Consider the following 15,617-nt stretch of genomic DNA (forward strand, 5'->3'; position numbering starts at 1 on the left):
GACGGGATGACCACCCAGCTCCGGTGGGGTTGGACCCCACGTGTCTCTTGTGGTTTCGGCCGATTACACTGAACAGGTTGTCTCGGCGAGGCGGGCTCCATGCTGCACCCGGTGCCCGACGTGATCGACGCGGCGGCTTGAGGTCCGCTGCTCGAGCATGTCCGTGGAACTCGCCGCCGATGCGACCACCCGCCATCTGCGCCGCCACGCAAAATTGTTTGAAGGAGTGCTACACCGTGTCCGAGGTACGTCTGTCCGCCGAGCCCCGCACCGAGTTCGGCAAGGGCGCCGCGCGCCGCACCCGTCGCGCCGGCAAGGTTCCCGCCGTGCTGTACGGCCACGGTACCGACCCCCGCCACCTGGCCCTGCCCGCTCTGGAGTTCGCCCGCGTCATCCGTGAGAACGGCAGCAACGCGGTCCTCACCCTCAGCCTCAACGGCGACACCGAGCTGGCCCTGACCAAGACGGTCACCGTGCACCCGATCAAGAACTACATCGAGCACGTCGACCTGCTGGTCGTCCAGCGCGGCGAGAAGGTCACCGTGGACGTCCCGGTCGTGCTGACCGGCGAGCCGGCCCCGGGCACCCTGCAGGTGCAGGAGATCGACACCCTGTCGATCGAGGTCGAGGCGCTGCACATCCCGGAGCAGTTCGAGGTGTCCATCGAGGGCGCCGAGGCCGGCACCCAGATCCTCGCCTCGCAGGTCACCCTGCCCGCCGGCGCGGTCCTGCTGACCGACCCGGAGAGCCTGGTCGTCGCCGTGAACGAGGCGCAGGCCACCTCCGCGGAGCCCGCCGAGGAGACCGGCGAGGAGCCGGCCGAGAGCCCCGCCGAGTAAGTGAGTTCGGACGTTCCCGGGGCCGGCGAGCTGGTTCTGCTCGTCGGCCTCGGCAATCCCGGCCCGCGTTACGCCGGCAACCGGCACAACGTGGGTTTCATGGTGCTCGACGAGCTCGCCGCCCGCGTCGGCGGCAAGTTCAAGACCCACAAGTCCGGCGGTGAGGTCCTGGAAGGGCGTCTCGCCGGGCGTCGCGTCGTGCTGGTCAAGCCGCGGTCGTTCATGAACGTCTCCGGCGGCCCGGTCGCGGGCGCGGCGAAGTTCTACAAGGTCGACCCGAGCGGCGTCGTCGTCGTGCACGACGAGCTGGACGTGCCGTTCGGCGGGCTGAAGCTCAAGCTCGGCGGCGGCGAAGGCGGCCACAACGGGCTGCGGTCCATCAGCAAGTCCCTCGGCACGCGTGACTACTACCGCGTGCGGTTCGGCATCGGGCGGCCCCCTGGCCGGATGGACCCCGCCGATTTCGTGCTCAAGGACTTCTCCACGGTCGAGCGCAAGGACCTCCCGCTGGAGCTGGACCGGTGCGCGGACGCCGTCGAAGCGCTGATCGGCAAAGGGCTGACAGCGGCCCAGAACGACTTCCACGCTGGGTGACCATCGGTCACCCACAGGTGTTCCTCTCACCGCTCCATGGAGTTCCAGGGGCACAAATGCTCTTCCGGAGGTTTGATCCGGCGGCTAGGACGGGATTAGGGAAGTTGTCCCGTCCACGCTGAACTGGAGCACTCCACATGTCCCTTTCCGCCGAAGACGTTTATCGAGTCGAGTTCGGTAACGCCCCCATCGGCCGGCGCGGGTACGCCAAGCACGAGGTCGACGAGTTCGTCGAGCGCATCGCCAAGACCCTGGTGGGCGAGGACGACCTGACGGCCGCCGAGGTGCACCACGTCATGTTCAGCAAGCCCCTGCTCGGCAAGCGGGGCTACGACGAGCGCGAGGTCGACGAGTTCCTCGACCAGGTCGAAGACGAGTTCGCCCGCCGCGGCGGCCGCCCCTACCCGGTGCCCGAGGCCCGGACGGTCACGCAGGCGACCGCGCCGCGCGCGGAAGGCGACCCGGCCGAGATCCCCAAGGTGACCCTCACGGAGTAACCGCCGAACTCGCGCCTGAGCGCAGACCACACTCCCTGGAACGTGGGGCTCGCGCACCCCCTGCGAGCCCCGCGCCCAGCAAGTTCCGCGCCCGCGCACGAGCCCCGCCCGGCCCCGCGAACCTCACACCCCAGCAAATGAACTCCGCAGGTGGGAGTGCGCTCGCCGCGGTCAGGAGGCCGCGTTCTTCGCGATCGCGTCGGCGTACTGGACCGCCGTCGCGGCGCGTTTGACCTTGCCGGACGGCGTCTTGGGCAGGCTGCCGGCAGGCAGGACGACCACCGCGTACGGCCGGGCGTCCACCGCGTCCCGCACCCGGGCCGCGACCTCCTTCTGCAGCCGCCGCTCGGCCTCGGCGTCGCCGGCCAGCTTGGACTCCAGCACCACCGCGAACCGCTCCCGCCGCGTCCCCGCGTCGATCCGCACGGCCACCGCGTTGCCTGCCCGCACCCCCTCCACGGAGGTCGCGGCGCGCTCGATGTCCGTCGGGTAGATGTTGCGGCCGCCCATGATGATGACGTCCTTGCGGCGCCCGCAGATCACGATCTGGCCGTCGACCAGGTACCCGAGGTCGCCGGTCGCGAGCCAGCCCTCGTCGTCCTGCGTCGGCTTCGGGCCCTCCATCGTCAGGTAACCGGGCGTCACGGCCGGGCCGGTCAGCTGGATCTCCCCGACCTCCCGGTCGCCGAGCACCTTTCCGGAGTCGTCGACGATCCGCGCCTCCAGCCCGTCCAGCGGGCGGCCCAGCACGGCGAACGAGCGGACCTCCTCGGTCCCGCGCCGGGGGTCGCCGTCGGGCACCGGCACCGCGCGGTTGTCCGCCTCGAGCGCGTCGGCCTCGATGACGTCCAGCGTCAGGCCGGTGAACAGCGGCGCGAACGACACCGCGAGCGTCGCCTCGGCCATGCCGTACGCCGGGAACACGCACTCCGCGGGCATCTTGAACCGGGCGCCGCCGTCCACGAACGCCTGCACGGCCGACTCGTCGATCGGCTCGGCGCCGTTCAGCGCGATCCGCAGCGTGGACAGGTCGTAAGCGTTTTCGTCCTCCACGCGCTGCAGCCGCTTGCCGACGATGGCGTAGGCGAAGTTCGGCGCCGCGGTGGTGGTGGCGCGGTACTTGCTGATCAGCTCGGGCCAGATCAGCGGCCCGGTGAGGAACTCGGCCGGGGTGATCTTGATCAGCTCCACGCCGAACGTCATCGGCACGGTCAGGAACCCGACCATCCCCATGTCGTGGAAGGTGGGCAGCCAGGACACCATGATGTCCTTCGCGAAGTCGAACTCCGCCCGCTCCACCATGGCCTTGACGTTGGTGTAGAGGTTGCCGTGGGTGATCCGCACGGCCTTCGGGTCGGCGGTCGAGCCGCTGGTGAGCTGCAGCAGCGCCAGGTCGTCCTCGCCGCGCGCCACCGGCTCGGCGATCGGCTCGCCGTCGAACAGGTCGGTGATCATCCGGAACCCGATGTTGTGCTCGGTGAGCACCGGCGCGAGCGCGTCGAACGGCTCGCCGAGCACGACCAGCTTCGCGTCGATCATGCCCAGCACCTTGACGGTGTCCTCGGCCCACAGCGCGAGGTCGGTGCGCGGGGTGGGCTGGTGCAGCATCGTCACGCTGCCCCCGGCGAGCCACACCGCCTGCACCGTCGGCGCGATCAGGGCAGGCGCCCCGGCCAGGACGGCGACGGCGCTGCCCGGCTCCAGCCCGCCGGCGACGAGCGCGCCTGCCATCCGCCGCGCCTGCTCGTGGACTTCGGCCCAGGTCCGGCGGACCGGCTCCTTCGGCTCCCCGGTGACCATGCCACGCAACTGACCACCCTCCGCAGCGGTGCGGACGAGCGTCTCCACGAACCGACTCATGGCGCTCACCTTATCCGGCGACGAAGTTCCCCGGATCGTCCCGGCGGCGGTGTCGAAACCCGCCCCCGGGCTCCGACCTCCTGGTAAGACAGCCCTTGAGGAGGCACCCTGTGAAGTACTTGCTGATCATGCACATGAACCCCGCCGTGTGGGAGTCGCTCACGGAGGAGGAGCGCAACGCGATCATGAGCGGGCACGGACCGTTCATGGACGCCATCCGCGAGTCCGGCGAGTTCATCGGCACGACCGCGCTGGCCGACCCGTCGAACAGCGCGGTCGTGCGGGTGCGGGACGGCGCGCCCGTGGTGACCGACGGCCCGTACCTGGAGGCGAAGGAGTACCTCGGCGGCTACTACCTGGTGGACGTCGAAAGCCGGGAACGCGCCCTGGAACTGGCCGCGATGATCCCGGATGCGAAGGTCGACGGCCTCGGCATCGAGGTCCGGCCGGTCATGTTCTCGGCGGGCACGGAGATGTGAGACCCGGTGCCGGGCGGGGCTGCCCGCCCGGCACCGGCGGTCACCCCGCGCGGGATACGGCCGAGGCCATGCCCAGCCACGTGTGCGGGTTGCCCTGCCAGCACCAGCCGAGCTTCGGCGCCCGCTTGCTGATCCAGATCGCCGGCACGCGCCGGTCGCCGCAGCGCGAACCGCCCAGCGAGAAGCACTTGTTCTTGACCAGCAGCTCCGGGAAGTGCGTGATCAGGGCGATGCCCTCCTCGATCGTGAGCAGGGTGCGGCCCCGGCCCGCGATCACCTCCATCGCGTCGTTCGGGACGGCGCCGCAGAACTCCTCGCCGCGCTCGACGTCGAACAGCAGGTAGGCGTCCGGGGCGGGCAGGTCCACCGTGGACACGAAGCGGTCGAGCGATCCGGGTTCGAAGGAGTGGTCGACGAACCCGGGCAGCTTTCCGCGATACAGCGTGGTGCGCGGCATCGTCTCCTCGATCGACGCGACCTTCCGGGTCACGACCAGCAGGAACGGCACGCGGCCCGCCTCCGGGTCGAGGTCGCCCGCGCGGGCTACGGCGCGCAGCGGCTCGACCATGGCCCGGAAGCCGTCCTCGTCGAGCCCGGCGAGGGCCGGGTAGCCGCGGTCCACCAGGTTCGCGAGCTGACGGTCGAATTCGGCTGTCACGTTCAACGTCAAGCCGGCACCTCCTTGATCGCGGCGATGTCGGCGGGCGTGCCGGACATGATCGTTCGCACGTGCCGGGTGACCAGCTCGACCGGCCAGTCCCACCAGGCGGCGCGTTCGAGCCGTTCGACGTCCTCCGGCTCGTAGCGAGCGCGGATCGGCCGGGCCGGGTTGCCGCCGACGATCGTGTACGGCGGCACGTCGGCGGTGACGACCGCGCCCGCGGCGATGATCGCGCCGTTGCCGATCGTCATGCCGGGCATGACGGTCGCGCCGTAGCCGAACCAGACGTCGTTGCCCACCACCGTGTCGCCCCGGCTGGGCATGTTCGTGACGAGGTCCAGTGTGGACTCCGCCCACGCGCCGCCGAACATCGTGAACGGGTAGGTCGACACCCCCATCGTCGGGTGTTCCGCCCCAGCCATCAGGAACCGCGTGCCGGAGGCGATCGCGCAGTACTTGCCGATGATCAGCTTCTCCGGCCCGTAGGCGTAGAGGACGTTGCGGGTCTCGAACTCGGTGGCGGCGTCCGGGTCGTCGTAGTAGGTGAACTCGCCGACCTGGATGCGCGGATCGGTGACCAGCGGTTTAAGGAACACCACGCGCGGGTGCTCGGTGAGTGGGTGGAGCACGGTGGGGTCTGGCACGAACACCTCACAGGAGTAAACTTACGACCGACGTAAACTTATCCTGAGCATAGCCTGGTTGTCAACGTAAAAGTAGGACGAGGGTAAGATTCGCTCATGACCGTCACCGGCCTCCGCGAGGCCAAGAAGCAAGAGACGCGGCAGTTGATCTCCGACCAGGCGACCCGGCTCTTCATGGCGAAGGGTTTCGAGCAGACGACGATCGCGGAGATCGCGGAGGCCGCCCGGGTCGCCAAGAAGACCGTGACCAACTACTTCCCGCGCAAGGAGGACCTGGCGTTCGACCACCAGGACCAGTTCGTCGCGAGCCTGGCCCGCACGGTCGCGGCTCGCGAGCCGGGTGAGTCGGCGCTGTCCGCGCTGCGCCGGGACTTCCTGGACGCGGTCGAGCGGCAGGACCCGGTGGCGGGGTTCGCCGGCCCGGAGTTCAGCCGGATGATCGCGGACAGCCCGACGCTGTCGGTGTGCCTGCGCGGCCTGCACGACCAGCGCGAGGAGGCACTGGCCGCCGCCCTCGCCGCCGCGACCGACGCCGAGCCCGGCGACATCACCCCCCGCGCGGCGGCGGCGGTTCTCGGTGGGGTGCACCGGGTGTTGTTCGCGCGCATCCAGGAGCTGACACTGGCGGGCCGGGACAACCCGGAGATCGCCGCCGTGGTGGGTCCGGAGGCGGAGCAGGCGTTCGCCCTGCTGGAACCCTCACTCGGGGGCTACGCCCGCGCCTGACCGGCGACCCGGCCGCCCCGGGGCAACGGAAGCCAGGAACCACGGCACGCGAGGTGGGCCGGCTTGGCAGCCGCGCATCCCCGACGGCCAGCACACCGCCGGGGCGGCAACGCGGTCCCTAAGGCGGCACATATGGCGCCTGGGCGGCAAACGCGCAGCCACGGCGCGGCCGACTCCCCGGCGGCGGCCATCTAGCTCGCGGGGTGGTGCACACCGCGCGCCCGCAGCAGCACGCCACCCGCAACGGCCACCTCCCCAGCGGCTGCGGCCACTACGGCGCACGGAGCTGGCGCACAAGGTGCGTGCGCACCGGGAACAGCCACGACGGTGCCCGCAACGGCAAAACACGCCGCCCACAGCGGCGAACCCAGTGCCCGCCGCGACCAAGACAGTGCCCGGGGGGTGATAAACCCGGTCCCTGGGATGGCAAGAACGGCCCCGGCGCGGCCAACTCCCCGGGCGGCGGCCATCTAGCGCGCGGATTGGCGCACACCGCGCCCGCAGCAGCACGCCACCCGCAACGGCCAGCTCGGCAGCGACGGCGATCCGGCACGCGGAGCAGCGCACGGCGCGCCGGCAGCAGCCGGCGCCGCGAATTACTCCACCAGTTCGGAGGTTTCCAGCCAGCGCGCCTCGACGTCCTCGATCTCCGCGCGCACCGTCTTCAGCTCCGTGTTCAGCTCGACCAGCTTGTCCGGCTCGGTGGCGTGCTCGGCGAGCTGCTCGTGCAGCTTCGTCTCCCGCGCGTGCAGCTGGTCCAGCCGTCGCTCCAACCGGGACAGTTCCTTCTGTGCCGCCCGGAACTCCGCCGCGCTGGACGTCTTCTGCGCAGGCTTCGGCGCCGACACCGACGCACGGGCGGACGCACGACGCGCCAGGTACTCGTCGATGCCACCGGGCAGGTGCGTGATCCGGCCGTCGCCGAACAGGGCGTACACCGCGTCCGTCACGCGTTCCACCAGGTAGCGGTCGTGCGAGACCACGACCATCGTGCCCGGCCAGGAGTCCAGCAGATCTTCCAGCTGCTGCAGGGTGTCGATGTCCAGGTCGTTCGTGGGCTCGTCGAGCAGCAGCACGTTCGGCTCGGCCATCAGCAACCGGGCCAGCTGCAGCCGCCGCCGCTCGCCGCCGGACAGGTCCTCCACCGGCGTCCACTGCCGCGCCGGCGGGAACCCGAGCTTCTCCGCCAGCTGCGACGCCGACAGCTCCTGCTTGCCCAGCACGACCCGCGCCGAGACCTCCTCGACGGCCTCCAGCACCCGCAACTGCCCCGGCAGCTCGTCCAGCTCCTGCGACAGGTGCGCGAGCCGCACCGTCTTGCCCTGGATCCGCCGCCCCGCGACCGGCTCGCGCTCCCCGGCCAGCAGCTTCAGCAGCGTCGTCTTGCCCGACCCGTTCACGCCGACCAGCCCGAACCGGTCACCGGGACCGATCCGCCAGGTAAGACCCTCGACGACCGTCTTGTCACCGGCCTTGAGGGTCACGTCCTCCAGCTCCAGCACGGTCTTGCCGAGCCGCCGCTTCGCGAACGACATCAACTCCGCCGTGTCGCGCGGCTCCGGCACGTCAGCGATCAGCGCCTCGGCCGCCTCGATCCGGTACCGCGGCTTCGACGTGCGCGCCTTCGCGCCGCGCTGCAGCCAGGCCAGCTCCTTGCGCGCGAGGTTGCGCCGCTTCTCCTCCATCGACGCCGCGAGCCGCGCCCGCTCGGCGCGCGCGAAGATCCAGTCCGCGTACCCGCCCTCGTACTGCTCGACCCGGCCGTCGGCGACCTCCCAGGTCCGCCCGCACACCGTGTCCAGGAACCACCGGTCGTGGGTGACGACCACGAGCGCGGACCGCCGCGCCAGCAGGTGGTCGGCGAGCCAGCGCACGCCTTCGACGTCGAGGTGGTTGGTCGGCTCGTCGAGCACCAGCAGGTCCAGGTCGCCGATCAGCGCGGCGGCCAGCGCGACCCGGCGACGCTCCCCACCGGACAGTGTCGCGGTCGGGTTGTCCAGCCCCAGCCCGGTGATCCCGAGCCCCTCCACAATGGACCGGACCCGGGCGTCGGCCGCCCACTCGTGCTCGGCGTCGAAACCGGCGAGCACGGCGTCGCGGATCGTGCTGCCCTCGGCCAGCTCGGTGCGCTGGGTGACGACCGCGAGCCGCAGCCCGCGGACCTGGCTCACCCGGCCGGAATCCGGCTCGGCGAGTCCGGAGAGGACCTCCAGCAATGTGGTCTTGCCACCGCCGTTGAGACCGACGACGCCGATGCGCTCACCTTCGCCGACGCCGAGGGAGACGTTGTCCAGCAGGGGGCGGACCCCGAAGGACTTGGAGACCGCCTCGAGGTTGATCAAGTTAGCCACTACGCGTGCACCTGCGGAGGAGTGGGCCGGTGTTCGTCGCCGCCGACGAGCCGCGCGCCCGGCACCGGGCCGTGCGCGACCCGGACCGTCCGGCACACCCCGGCCCCGGCCAGCTCGGCCGCGACCTCGAGCGCGGACTCCGCGTCGGCGCACAGGAACGCGCACGTCGGGCCGGAACCGGACACGGTGCCGGCCAGCGCGCCGGCGTTCACCCCGGCGCGCAGCGTGCGGCGCAGGCCGGGCCGCAGGGACACCGCGGCGGCCTGCAGGTCGTTGCCGAGCAGCAGGGCCAGCTGGCGCGGGTCGCCGGAGGCCAGCGCCTCGACGACCGGCGCGTGCGAGCCGACGCGCGGCGGGTTGCCGGTCTCGCGGAGCCGGTCGAGTTCCTTGTAGACGCGCTCCGTGGACAACCCGCGCTGGTCGAACGCGAGCACCCAGTGGAAGGTGTGCCGCGACAGGACCGGCACCAGCTGCTCGCCGCGGCCAGTGCCCAGCGCGGTGCCGCCATAGAGCCCGAACGGCACGTCCGAACCGAGCTTCGCGGCGATCCCGGCGAGCTCGTCGCGCCCGATGTCCAGCTTCCACAGCGCGGCGAGGGCGACCAGCGTGCCGGCGGCGTCGGCGCTGCCGCCCGCCATTCCACCCGCGACGGGGATCCCCTTGCGGAGGACCACCCGGACGTTCGCGGCCCCGTCGGTCTTGCCGACGTGCGCTGCCAGCGCCTCGACCGCACGCCACGCGAGGTTGCTGGCGCCGGTGGGCACGACCTGCTCACCTTCGCCATAGACCTCGACACCCGGCTCCTCGGCCAGCGCGACGGTGACCTCGTCGGTCAGCGAAAGCGCGTGGAAGACGGTCGTCAGGTCGTGGAAACCGTCCGGGCGCAGGTCGCCGACCGACAGGTGCAGGTTGATCTTCGAAGGCACCCTGACGGTGACAGGTGGCGGTACGACGGCGAGCACCAGTCAAGCCTACGTGCCCGCCGGAGAGCGCGGAGAGGCAAGCTCCAGTGCGACGCGCAGCGCCACGTCGGCCGACTCCTTGCTCGGGTTCTCATCCAGGAACTGCGGGTTGTTGCCGGCCATCAGCGCGACCAGCGCGAGCCGGGAGCGCAACTTGTCCTCCGCGCTGGCGTCAGCGGGGACGAGGAACGTGAACAGGCCCTTCAGCCGCGCGGCGAGCACGTGCCCGGCGTGCAGGTCCTTAAGCGCGGGCTGGTTGTCCTGCATGAACCGCATGATCGGGCCGAACCGGCCCTGGATCAGGTCGGAGAGCCTGCGCAGCAGCTCCTCGCGGGTCTGCGCGGGGTCGTCCTGGGCCCGCGCCCACTCGATGATCTCGTCGAGCGAGGCGCCGATGTCCTCGATCAGGCTGTGGACGATGTCTTCCTTCGTGCGGAAGTGGTAGTAGAGCGCGGCTTTGGTCACGCCGAGCGCCTCCGCGATCTCCCGCAACGACGTCTTCTCGTAGCCCTGCTCGACGAACAGGTCCAGCGCGATCTGCTGGATGCGCTCGCGCGTGTCGGTCCGCCGCCCCGCCATGACCGTCCTTCCTGAGGAACTCTCAAACTTGCTTGACGCCCGGCTAGCAATAGGCCTAGCCTGTCCACAGCGCCATTACTTGTCGGCCGACTAGTAATGCTTGCTCTCAGTCTAACCCAGTTCTCCACCAGGGGGTTTCCACCATGACGACAACCACTCCGGCGCCGGTGACGGCACCGGCCGACTCGAGAAAGTGGTGGGCGCTCGCGGTCGTCGGGCTCGCCCAGCTTCTGGTCATCATCGACACCACCATCGTCAACATCGCGCTGCCCACCGCGCAGGCCGACCTCGGCATGTCCGACGTGGCCCGCCAGTGGGCGATCACCGCCTACACGCTGGCCTTCGGTGGCCTGCTGCTGCTCGGCGGGCGGCTGGCCGACCGGCTGGGCCGCAAGAACACGCTCATCGTGGGCGCGCTCGGGTTCGCCGCCGCGTCCGCGCTCGGCGGGATGGCCGCCGGTCCAGGCCTGCTCATCGGCGCCCGCGCGGCCCAGGGGGTCTTCGCCGCGCTGCTGGCGCCGTCCACGCTCTCGCTGCTGACCATCACCTTCACCGAGGCGAAGGAACGGGCGAAGGCGTTCGGGATCTTCAGCGCCATCATGATGTCCGGCGGCGCGGTCGGCCTGGTTGCCGGTGGCGCGCTGGCCGAGTACGCGTCCTGGCGCTGGTGCCTCTACGTGAACCTGCCGATCGCGATCGCCGCCGCGATCGCGGGCTGGTTCGTGCTGCCGAACGTGCGTGGTCACCGCGAGACGCGGCTCGACTGGCTCAGCGGAGTGCTCGGCAGCGCGGGGATCGCCGGGCTCGTCTACGGATTCTCCGAGGCGGCGACCCGCGGCTGGGGGTCGCCCGTGGTGCTCGGCACGCTGATCGCGGCGGTCGTGCTGCTGGCCGGGTTCGTGTTCCGGCAGGCCCGGGTCCGGAACCCGCTGCTGCCGCTGCACATCCTGGCCGACCGCGCCCGCTCGTCGGGCTTCCTGACCATCGCCGTCGCGGCGTTCGGGATGTTCGGGATGTTCCTGTTCCTCACCTACCAGCTGCAGGCGATCATGGGCTTCGGCGCGCTCGGCGCCGGCCTGGCGTTCCTGCCGTTCCTGCTGGGCAACGTCACGGTCTCGACGCTGCTGACCCGGCGGCTGATCCCGCGGACCGGGCCGCGCCCGCTGCTGGTCATCGGGCTCCTGCTGATGGCCGCCGGGCTCGCCGGGCTGACCCAGCTGTCGGTCGACACGTCCTACTGGGGCCTGGTCCTGCCGGTGGAACTGGTGATGGGCGCAGGCGCCGGACTGGCGATGCCTACGGTCATGAACATCGCGACCGCCGGGGTGGAGCCGAAGGACGCCGGGGTGGCGTCGGCGTTCATCACGACGTCCCAGCAGGTCGGCGCGTCGATCGGCACGGCGTCGCTGAACACGATCGCCGCGAGCGCGACCGCCTCGGTCGCCGGGCTGGCCCTGCCCGCGGCGACCGTGCACGGCTACGCGGTGGCGAACGGCTGGGCCGCGGCGATCGTGGCCGCGGGCGCGATCGCGGTCGGGGTCCTGGTCCGGGGGAAGTGAGACGAGGAGGGGCGCCCCGGCCGGGACGCCCCTCCTCTCGCGCCTGGTCAGGCCGCGACGACGCTCTTCGGGCCTTCCTTCGGGTGCACGACGTGCGCGCCGCGGTCGGCGATCCACGCCAGCGCCGCGTCGGCCTGGCTGCCGTTGACTCCGACCCGGAACCGGGCCACCGGGGTGTCCCCGACGCGGGTGAGGCCGCCGCCGATGGTGGCGAGCTCGACCTCGAACCGGGCGGAGGCCTCGGGCAGCAGCGCGCCGACGGCCGCGAAGCCGATCAGCACCACGTCGACGGACCGGTCGTAGCTCGACGACTGGCTGCGCGGCGTGTCGATCGGGGGCAGCAGGCTCTGCGCGACCTTGCTGGCCGGGTTCGCCAGCAACTCCAGGACGGTGCCCTGCTCGACGAGCCGCCCGTCCTCCAGCACCGCGACCCCGTCGCAGACGCGCCGCACCGCGGCACCGTCCTGGGTGGTCAGCAGCACCGTCACGCCCAGCTCCGCGCGGGCGCGGTCGAGGACGGTCAGCACCGCGCCGGTCTCCTCGGCGCCGACACCGGCGGTCGGGTCGTCGGCGAGCAGCACGGCCGGGCCCGCGGCCAGCGACCGGGCGAGCGCGACGCGGCGGCGCTGGCCCGGGGTGAGTTCACTCGGGCGCAGCGCGGCGCGCTGGGTCAGGCCGGCCAGGTCGAGCAGGCGGCCGACGCGGCTGCGCCGCTGCGGGCCCTCCAGGCCGAGCTGCTCCAGCGGGGCCGCGACGTTGCCCGCCACGGTGCGCTCGGCGTGCAGCACCGGCTGCGCGTCCAGCACCGCGACCTGGCGGCGCACCTCGCGCAGCTTCCGCCCGTCGAGACCGGTGGTGTTCAGGCCGTCCAGCCGCACCACGCCGCGGTCGGGCTTCTCCTGCAGGGCGATGCACCGGGTCAGGGTGGACTTGCCGGAGCCGGCCGGGCCGACGACGCCGAACAGGGCGCCGGCGGGCACCTCGACGCTCACGTCCCGCAGGGCGTGGACGGGCTTGGCGGCACCGGGGAAGGACTTGGTCAGGTTTTCGACAGTGATCACGAATGGCTCCAGCACAACGGGCGCGAACGCGCCGACCGCACACCAAGTAGACCGTCTACAGAGGACGGTCAGGCGAAATCAGGAAATGGTGGTGAAGGGAAAGCGGTCAGCGACGACACGCGCAGACCGTGCGACGACATTCGTCGACGACGCGGCGCCTCGTGAGCATCGTGCGGTACACAGGAATCCTCCATCGGTCCTGGCGTTAGCACCTGCGCCCGGGTGGGGTGGTTGCTGCGGCTTCGGCGAGCCAGGTCTCTCAGCCGCTCGGGATGGATACCTCAAAGAGTAGAACGGACTTCACATCTTCTTGGCAAGTCCCTGGTCCGGATCAGGGTGCGAGATCACACAAACGGTGGTAAGGACTTGCTCTTGGCGATCTTGGCGAAGTCCCTTACCCCCAGTTGCTCGCCCCGCGCGCGAGGGTCGACGCCGGCCGCGCGGAGGATCGCCTCGGCCTTCTCCCCCGAGCCCGCCCACGACGACAACGCGGCGCGCAGGGTCTTGCGACGCTGGGCGAAGGCGGCGTCGACGACGGCGAAGACCTCGTCCCGGTCCGCGTCCGACACCGGTTCCGCGGCGCGCTCGAAGCCGACGAGCGCGGAGTCGACGTTCGGCACCGGCCAGAACACCGCGCGCGGCACGGGCGCGACCTTGCGGGCCGGGCCGTACCAGGCGAGCTTCACGCTCGGGACGCCGTAGATGCGGCTGCCGGGGCCCGCGGCCATCCGGTCGGCGACCTCCGTCTGCACCATCACCAGGCCGTGCGCCAGCGACGGCAGCTCGGCGAGCAGGTGCAGGACCACCGGGACGGCGACGTTGTAGGGCAGGTTGGCCACGAGGTGCGTGGGCTCCTGCGCCAGGTCCGCCCGCTGGAGCTTGAGGGCGTCCTGGATGTGCACGGTGAACCGGGCGGCGGCCTCGGGGGCGCGCTCGGTGATCGTGGCCGGCAGGCGCTCGCCGAGGACCGGGTCGATTTCGACGGCGGTGACCTGTGCGCCCGAGTCCAGGAGGCCGAGGGTCAGGGAGCCGAGGCCGGGACCGACTTCCAGGACGTGGTCGCCGTCGCCCACTCCGGAGAGGTCGACGATGCGGCGGACCGTGTTCGGGTCGTGCACGAAGTTCTGGCCGAGCTTCTTCGTGGGACGGACGTCCAGCTCGGCGGCCAAGCCACGGATCTCGGCTGGTCCGAGCAGTGCGGTCACGCCGGGAATGCTACTGGCCCGCGAGTACCGCACTTGTGGAAGGTGACCCGGAAAAGAAGATGACCCCGGCCGCAGGCCGGGGTCATGATGTGTGTGCTGTGGGGGTCAGCTGGTGGCCTTGGCGCCACAGACGGGCCAGGCGCCGTAGCCGCCGCGGTCGTCGCGCACCTTGGTCGCCACCGCGATCTGCTGCTCACGGGTGGCCTGGTGCGGGTAGGCCGCGTACTGGTCGCCGCCGTAGGCGTCCCACGTGCTCTTGTTGAACTGCAGGCCGCCGTAGTAGCCGTTGCCCGTGTTGATCGACCAGTTGCCGCCGGACTCGCACTTCGCGATCGCGTCCCAGATGGCGCTGTCGCTGATCACCGGCTGCTTCGTGCCGACCCGGACGATCTTCGGCTTGGCCTCGACGATCACCTTCGTCGAGAGCTCCTCGCGGGCGGTCTCCTTGCCGTTGCGCTTGGTGATCCGGTAGGTCACCAGCTTCTTGCCCGCGGTGCCCGGGTCCTGGACGACCTCGTCGCCCGCGTCGAGCGTCGCGTCCTTGATCTCCTGGACCGGAGGATCGATGTCCTCTTCCTGGTTGATCACGGTGACCCCGGTGCGCGAGATGTGCACCTCGGCGCCGTTGGTCAGCTTGAGGGCCAGGCCGCCCTCGATCTCGTCGTCCGGGCCGAGCGACATGCCCTGCTCCGCCAGGAACTCCTCCGCGGTGATCGCGGTGGTGCTGATCTGGCGCGGGGCGGCGTCGCCGTCGTAGACGGTGATGTCCTTGAGGGTCTTGACCTCGACGGTCGCGCCGTCGAGGGGCAGCTCCGCGTCCAGCGGCATCGAGAACGCGGTGCCCGGGCCGAACTGGCCGCTCAGGCCCAGCTGCGTGATGGCTTCCTGCAGGCTCGTCGCGCGAACCCAGGACTCGCGGGCGACCCCGTCGACGACCAGGTTCAGCTTGCGGCCGCGCTCCAGCTTGATGACGCCACCGTCACCGACCGGCGCCTGCGGCGAGGGGGACAGCGCGTCGTGCTCACCGACGGTGAGACCGGCGTCCTCGAGGACCTCGCCGACCGTCTTGCCGAAGCTGTGCACGGTCTGCGTGTGGCCGTCGACGTCGACGGTCACGCTCTTGTTCATGGCCAGCGCGGCCGCGCCGCCACCGGTGAGGCTGATCAGGAGGGCCAGGACCGAGCCGCGGAGGAACCGCCGCTTCCAGGTCTTGACCGCGGAGACGAGGGCCTTCTCCGGCTCCTCCTCGGCCTCCACGGCGGCCGTGCGGTCCTGTGCGGCCGCGTCCGGGATGGCGAGGGCCGGGAGCATCGTGGTCTCGGCGTTGATCAGCCGGATCAGCTCGTCGACGTCGATCTCGGCCTCGGCCATGAGATCGTCCGCGTCGTTGCCGAGCACCGTGCGGATGTCGTGCTCGGTGACAGCCAGGTCGTCCGAGAACGCGTCGGCGTCGGGCCAGTCGAGGGTGCCCACGGCGCCACCACGGCTGGACTCGAACCAGTCCATCGCCTCAGTCGGGCGCGCGTCGGCCCATCTACTACCAGTCACAGCAGGTCGATCCCTTTCGCACTACGGCTCCCGAAGTCTTCGCCATCCCCGA

The 15,617-nt window shown here is 71.2% G+C and carries 15 protein-coding genes and 1 riboswitch; of the genes, 6 read left to right on the plus strand and 9 right to left on the minus strand.

Features of this window, described 5'->3' with window-relative positions; genetic code table 11:
• Window positions 1-236: 236 nt before the first annotated feature.
• From ACCP09_RS09785 to ACCP09_RS09795, 3 genes are all read left to right on the plus strand, one after another.
• The gene (locus ACCP09_RS09785; RefSeq protein ID WP_027934010.1) at window positions 237-839 is read left to right on the plus strand and encodes a 50S ribosomal protein L25/general stress protein Ctc; all 603 of its coding nucleotides are present in this window, start codon (window positions 237-239) and stop codon (window positions 837-839) included.
• Window positions 840-1,433, plus strand: a complete 594-nt coding sequence (pth, locus tag ACCP09_RS09790; RefSeq protein ID WP_020419429.1) for an aminoacyl-tRNA hydrolase — start codon at window positions 840-842, stop codon at window positions 1,431-1,433. It begins immediately after the preceding gene.
• Window positions 1,434-1,570: 137 nt separating this feature from the next.
• On the plus strand, window positions 1,571-1,930 hold the full coding sequence (locus ACCP09_RS09795) for a DivIVA domain-containing protein (protein ID WP_400989878.1): 360 nt from the start codon (window positions 1,571-1,573) through the stop codon (window positions 1,928-1,930).
• A gap of 171 nt (window positions 1,931-2,101) precedes the next feature.
• Here the strand turns inward: ACCP09_RS09795 and ACCP09_RS09800 are convergent, their stop codons facing one another.
• Window positions 2,102-3,790 (minus strand): fatty acyl-AMP ligase, encoded by a 1,689-nt coding sequence (locus ACCP09_RS09800; RefSeq protein ID WP_027934007.1) that lies wholly within the window; start codon window positions 3,788-3,790, stop codon window positions 2,102-2,104.
• A 110-nt stretch (window positions 3,791-3,900) separates the two neighbouring features.
• On the opposite strand from ACCP09_RS09800, the gene ACCP09_RS09805 reads away from it, so the two are divergent.
• The gene (locus ACCP09_RS09805) at window positions 3,901-4,269 is read left to right on the plus strand and encodes a YciI family protein (RefSeq protein WP_027934006.1); all 369 of its coding nucleotides are present in this window, start codon (window positions 3,901-3,903) and stop codon (window positions 4,267-4,269) included.
• Window positions 4,270-4,309: 40 nt separating this feature from the next.
• Here ACCP09_RS09805 and ACCP09_RS09810 read toward each other — a convergent pair whose 3' ends face one another.
• Window positions 4,310-4,939 carry a DUF5701 family protein gene (locus ACCP09_RS09810; RefSeq protein WP_433745148.1) on the minus strand — a complete coding sequence of 210 codons (630 nt, stop codon included), beginning with the start codon at window positions 4,937-4,939 and terminating at the stop codon, window positions 4,310-4,312.
• Window positions 4,936-5,580 (minus strand): CatB-related O-acetyltransferase, encoded by a 645-nt coding sequence (locus ACCP09_RS09815; RefSeq protein ID WP_433745151.1) that lies wholly within the window; start codon window positions 5,578-5,580, stop codon window positions 4,936-4,938. The genes ACCP09_RS09810 and ACCP09_RS09815 overlap by 4 nt, the downstream gene beginning before the upstream one ends.
• A gap of 90 nt (window positions 5,581-5,670) precedes the next feature.
• Here ACCP09_RS09815 and ACCP09_RS09820 point away from each other — a divergent pair, with 90 nt between their 5' ends.
• Window positions 5,671-6,300 carry a TetR/AcrR family transcriptional regulator gene (locus ACCP09_RS09820; protein WP_027934003.1) on the plus strand — a complete coding sequence of 210 codons (630 nt, stop codon included), beginning with the start codon at window positions 5,671-5,673 and terminating at the stop codon, window positions 6,298-6,300.
• A gap of 596 nt (window positions 6,301-6,896) precedes the next feature.
• Here the strand turns inward: ACCP09_RS09820 and ACCP09_RS09825 are convergent.
• Genes ACCP09_RS09825 through ACCP09_RS09835 form a run of 3 tightly spaced genes read right to left on the minus strand, consistent with a single transcriptional unit; the run spans window position 6,897 to window position 10,192 of the window.
• A complete protein-coding gene (locus tag ACCP09_RS09825; RefSeq protein ID WP_123684843.1) occupies window positions 6,897-8,651 on the minus strand; it encodes an ABC-F family ATP-binding cassette domain-containing protein in 1,755 nt (584 codons plus the stop codon).
• The gene (locus ACCP09_RS09830) at window positions 8,651-9,613 is read right to left on the minus strand and encodes a 4-(cytidine 5'-diphospho)-2-C-methyl-D-erythritol kinase (protein ID WP_027934001.1); all 963 of its coding nucleotides are present in this window, start codon (window positions 9,611-9,613) and stop codon (window positions 8,651-8,653) included. The genes ACCP09_RS09825 and ACCP09_RS09830 overlap by 1 nt, the downstream gene beginning before the upstream one ends.
• Window positions 9,614-9,622: 9 nt before the next feature.
• The gene (locus ACCP09_RS09835; RefSeq protein WP_433745156.1) at window positions 9,623-10,192 is read right to left on the minus strand and encodes a TetR/AcrR family transcriptional regulator; all 570 of its coding nucleotides are present in this window, start codon (window positions 10,190-10,192) and stop codon (window positions 9,623-9,625) included.
• A gap of 143 nt (window positions 10,193-10,335) precedes the next feature.
• On the opposite strand from ACCP09_RS09835, the gene ACCP09_RS09840 reads away from it, so the two are divergent.
• Complete coding sequence (locus ACCP09_RS09840) at window positions 10,336-11,751, plus strand: DHA2 family efflux MFS transporter permease subunit (RefSeq protein ID WP_433745159.1); 1,416 nt, start codon at window positions 10,336-10,338, stop codon at window positions 11,749-11,751.
• Window positions 11,752-11,798: 47 nt separating this feature from the next.
• On the opposite strand, the gene ACCP09_RS09845 is transcribed toward ACCP09_RS09840, so the two are convergent.
• The 3 genes from ACCP09_RS09845 to ACCP09_RS09855 all read right to left on the minus strand — a co-directional run bounded on the left by ACCP09_RS09845 (window position 11,799) and on the right by ACCP09_RS09855 (window position 15,523).
• Window positions 11,799-12,812, minus strand: coding sequence for a methionine ABC transporter ATP-binding protein (locus ACCP09_RS09845; protein WP_027933998.1), 1,014 nt, complete (start codon window positions 12,810-12,812; stop codon window positions 11,799-11,801).
• Between the two features lie 187 nt (window positions 12,813-12,999).
• Window positions 13,000-13,091, minus strand: a riboswitch (SAM riboswitch).
• Between the two features lie 65 nt (window positions 13,092-13,156).
• Window positions 13,157-14,017, minus strand: a complete 861-nt coding sequence (gene rsmA, locus ACCP09_RS09850; RefSeq protein WP_433745163.1) for a 16S rRNA (adenine(1518)-N(6)/adenine(1519)-N(6))-dimethyltransferase RsmA — start codon at window positions 14,015-14,017, stop codon at window positions 13,157-13,159.
• 105 nt (window positions 14,018-14,122) lie between these two features.
• Window positions 14,123-15,523 carry a transglycosylase family protein gene (locus ACCP09_RS09855; protein ID WP_378365420.1) on the minus strand — a complete coding sequence of 467 codons (1,401 nt, stop codon included), beginning with the start codon at window positions 15,521-15,523 and terminating at the stop codon, window positions 14,123-14,125.
• Between the last annotated feature and the right edge of the window lie 94 nt (window positions 15,524-15,617).

Source organism: Amycolatopsis sp. 3B14 (assembly GCF_050958625.1).
Lineage (GTDB): Bacteria > Actinomycetota > Actinomycetes > Mycobacteriales > Pseudonocardiaceae > Amycolatopsis_E > Amycolatopsis_E thermoflava.

Excerpts from the sequence above, each read along its gene's own strand:
- ACCP09_RS09820 (WP_027934003.1), top strand. The coding sequence starts at position 5,671 with ATGACCGTCACCGGCCTCCGCGAGGCCAAGAAGCAAGAGACGCGGCAG.
- ACCP09_RS09800 (WP_027934007.1), bottom strand. The coding sequence starts at position 3,790 with ATGAGTCGGTTCGTGGAGACGCTCGTCCGCACCGCTGCGGAGGGTGGT.
- ACCP09_RS09840 (WP_433745159.1), top strand. The coding sequence starts at position 10,336 with ATGACGACAACCACTCCGGCGCCGGTGACGGCACCGGCCGACTCGAGA.
- ACCP09_RS09795 (WP_400989878.1), top strand. The coding sequence starts at position 1,571 with ATGTCCCTTTCCGCCGAAGACGTTTATCGAGTCGAGTTCGGTAACGCC.
- ACCP09_RS09855 (WP_378365420.1), bottom strand. The coding sequence starts at position 15,523 with ATGGACTGGTTCGAGTCCAGCCGTGGTGGCGCCGTGGGCACCCTCGAC.
- ACCP09_RS09835 (WP_433745156.1), bottom strand. The coding sequence starts at position 10,192 with ATGGCGGGGCGGCGGACCGACACGCGCGAGCGCATCCAGCAGATCGCG.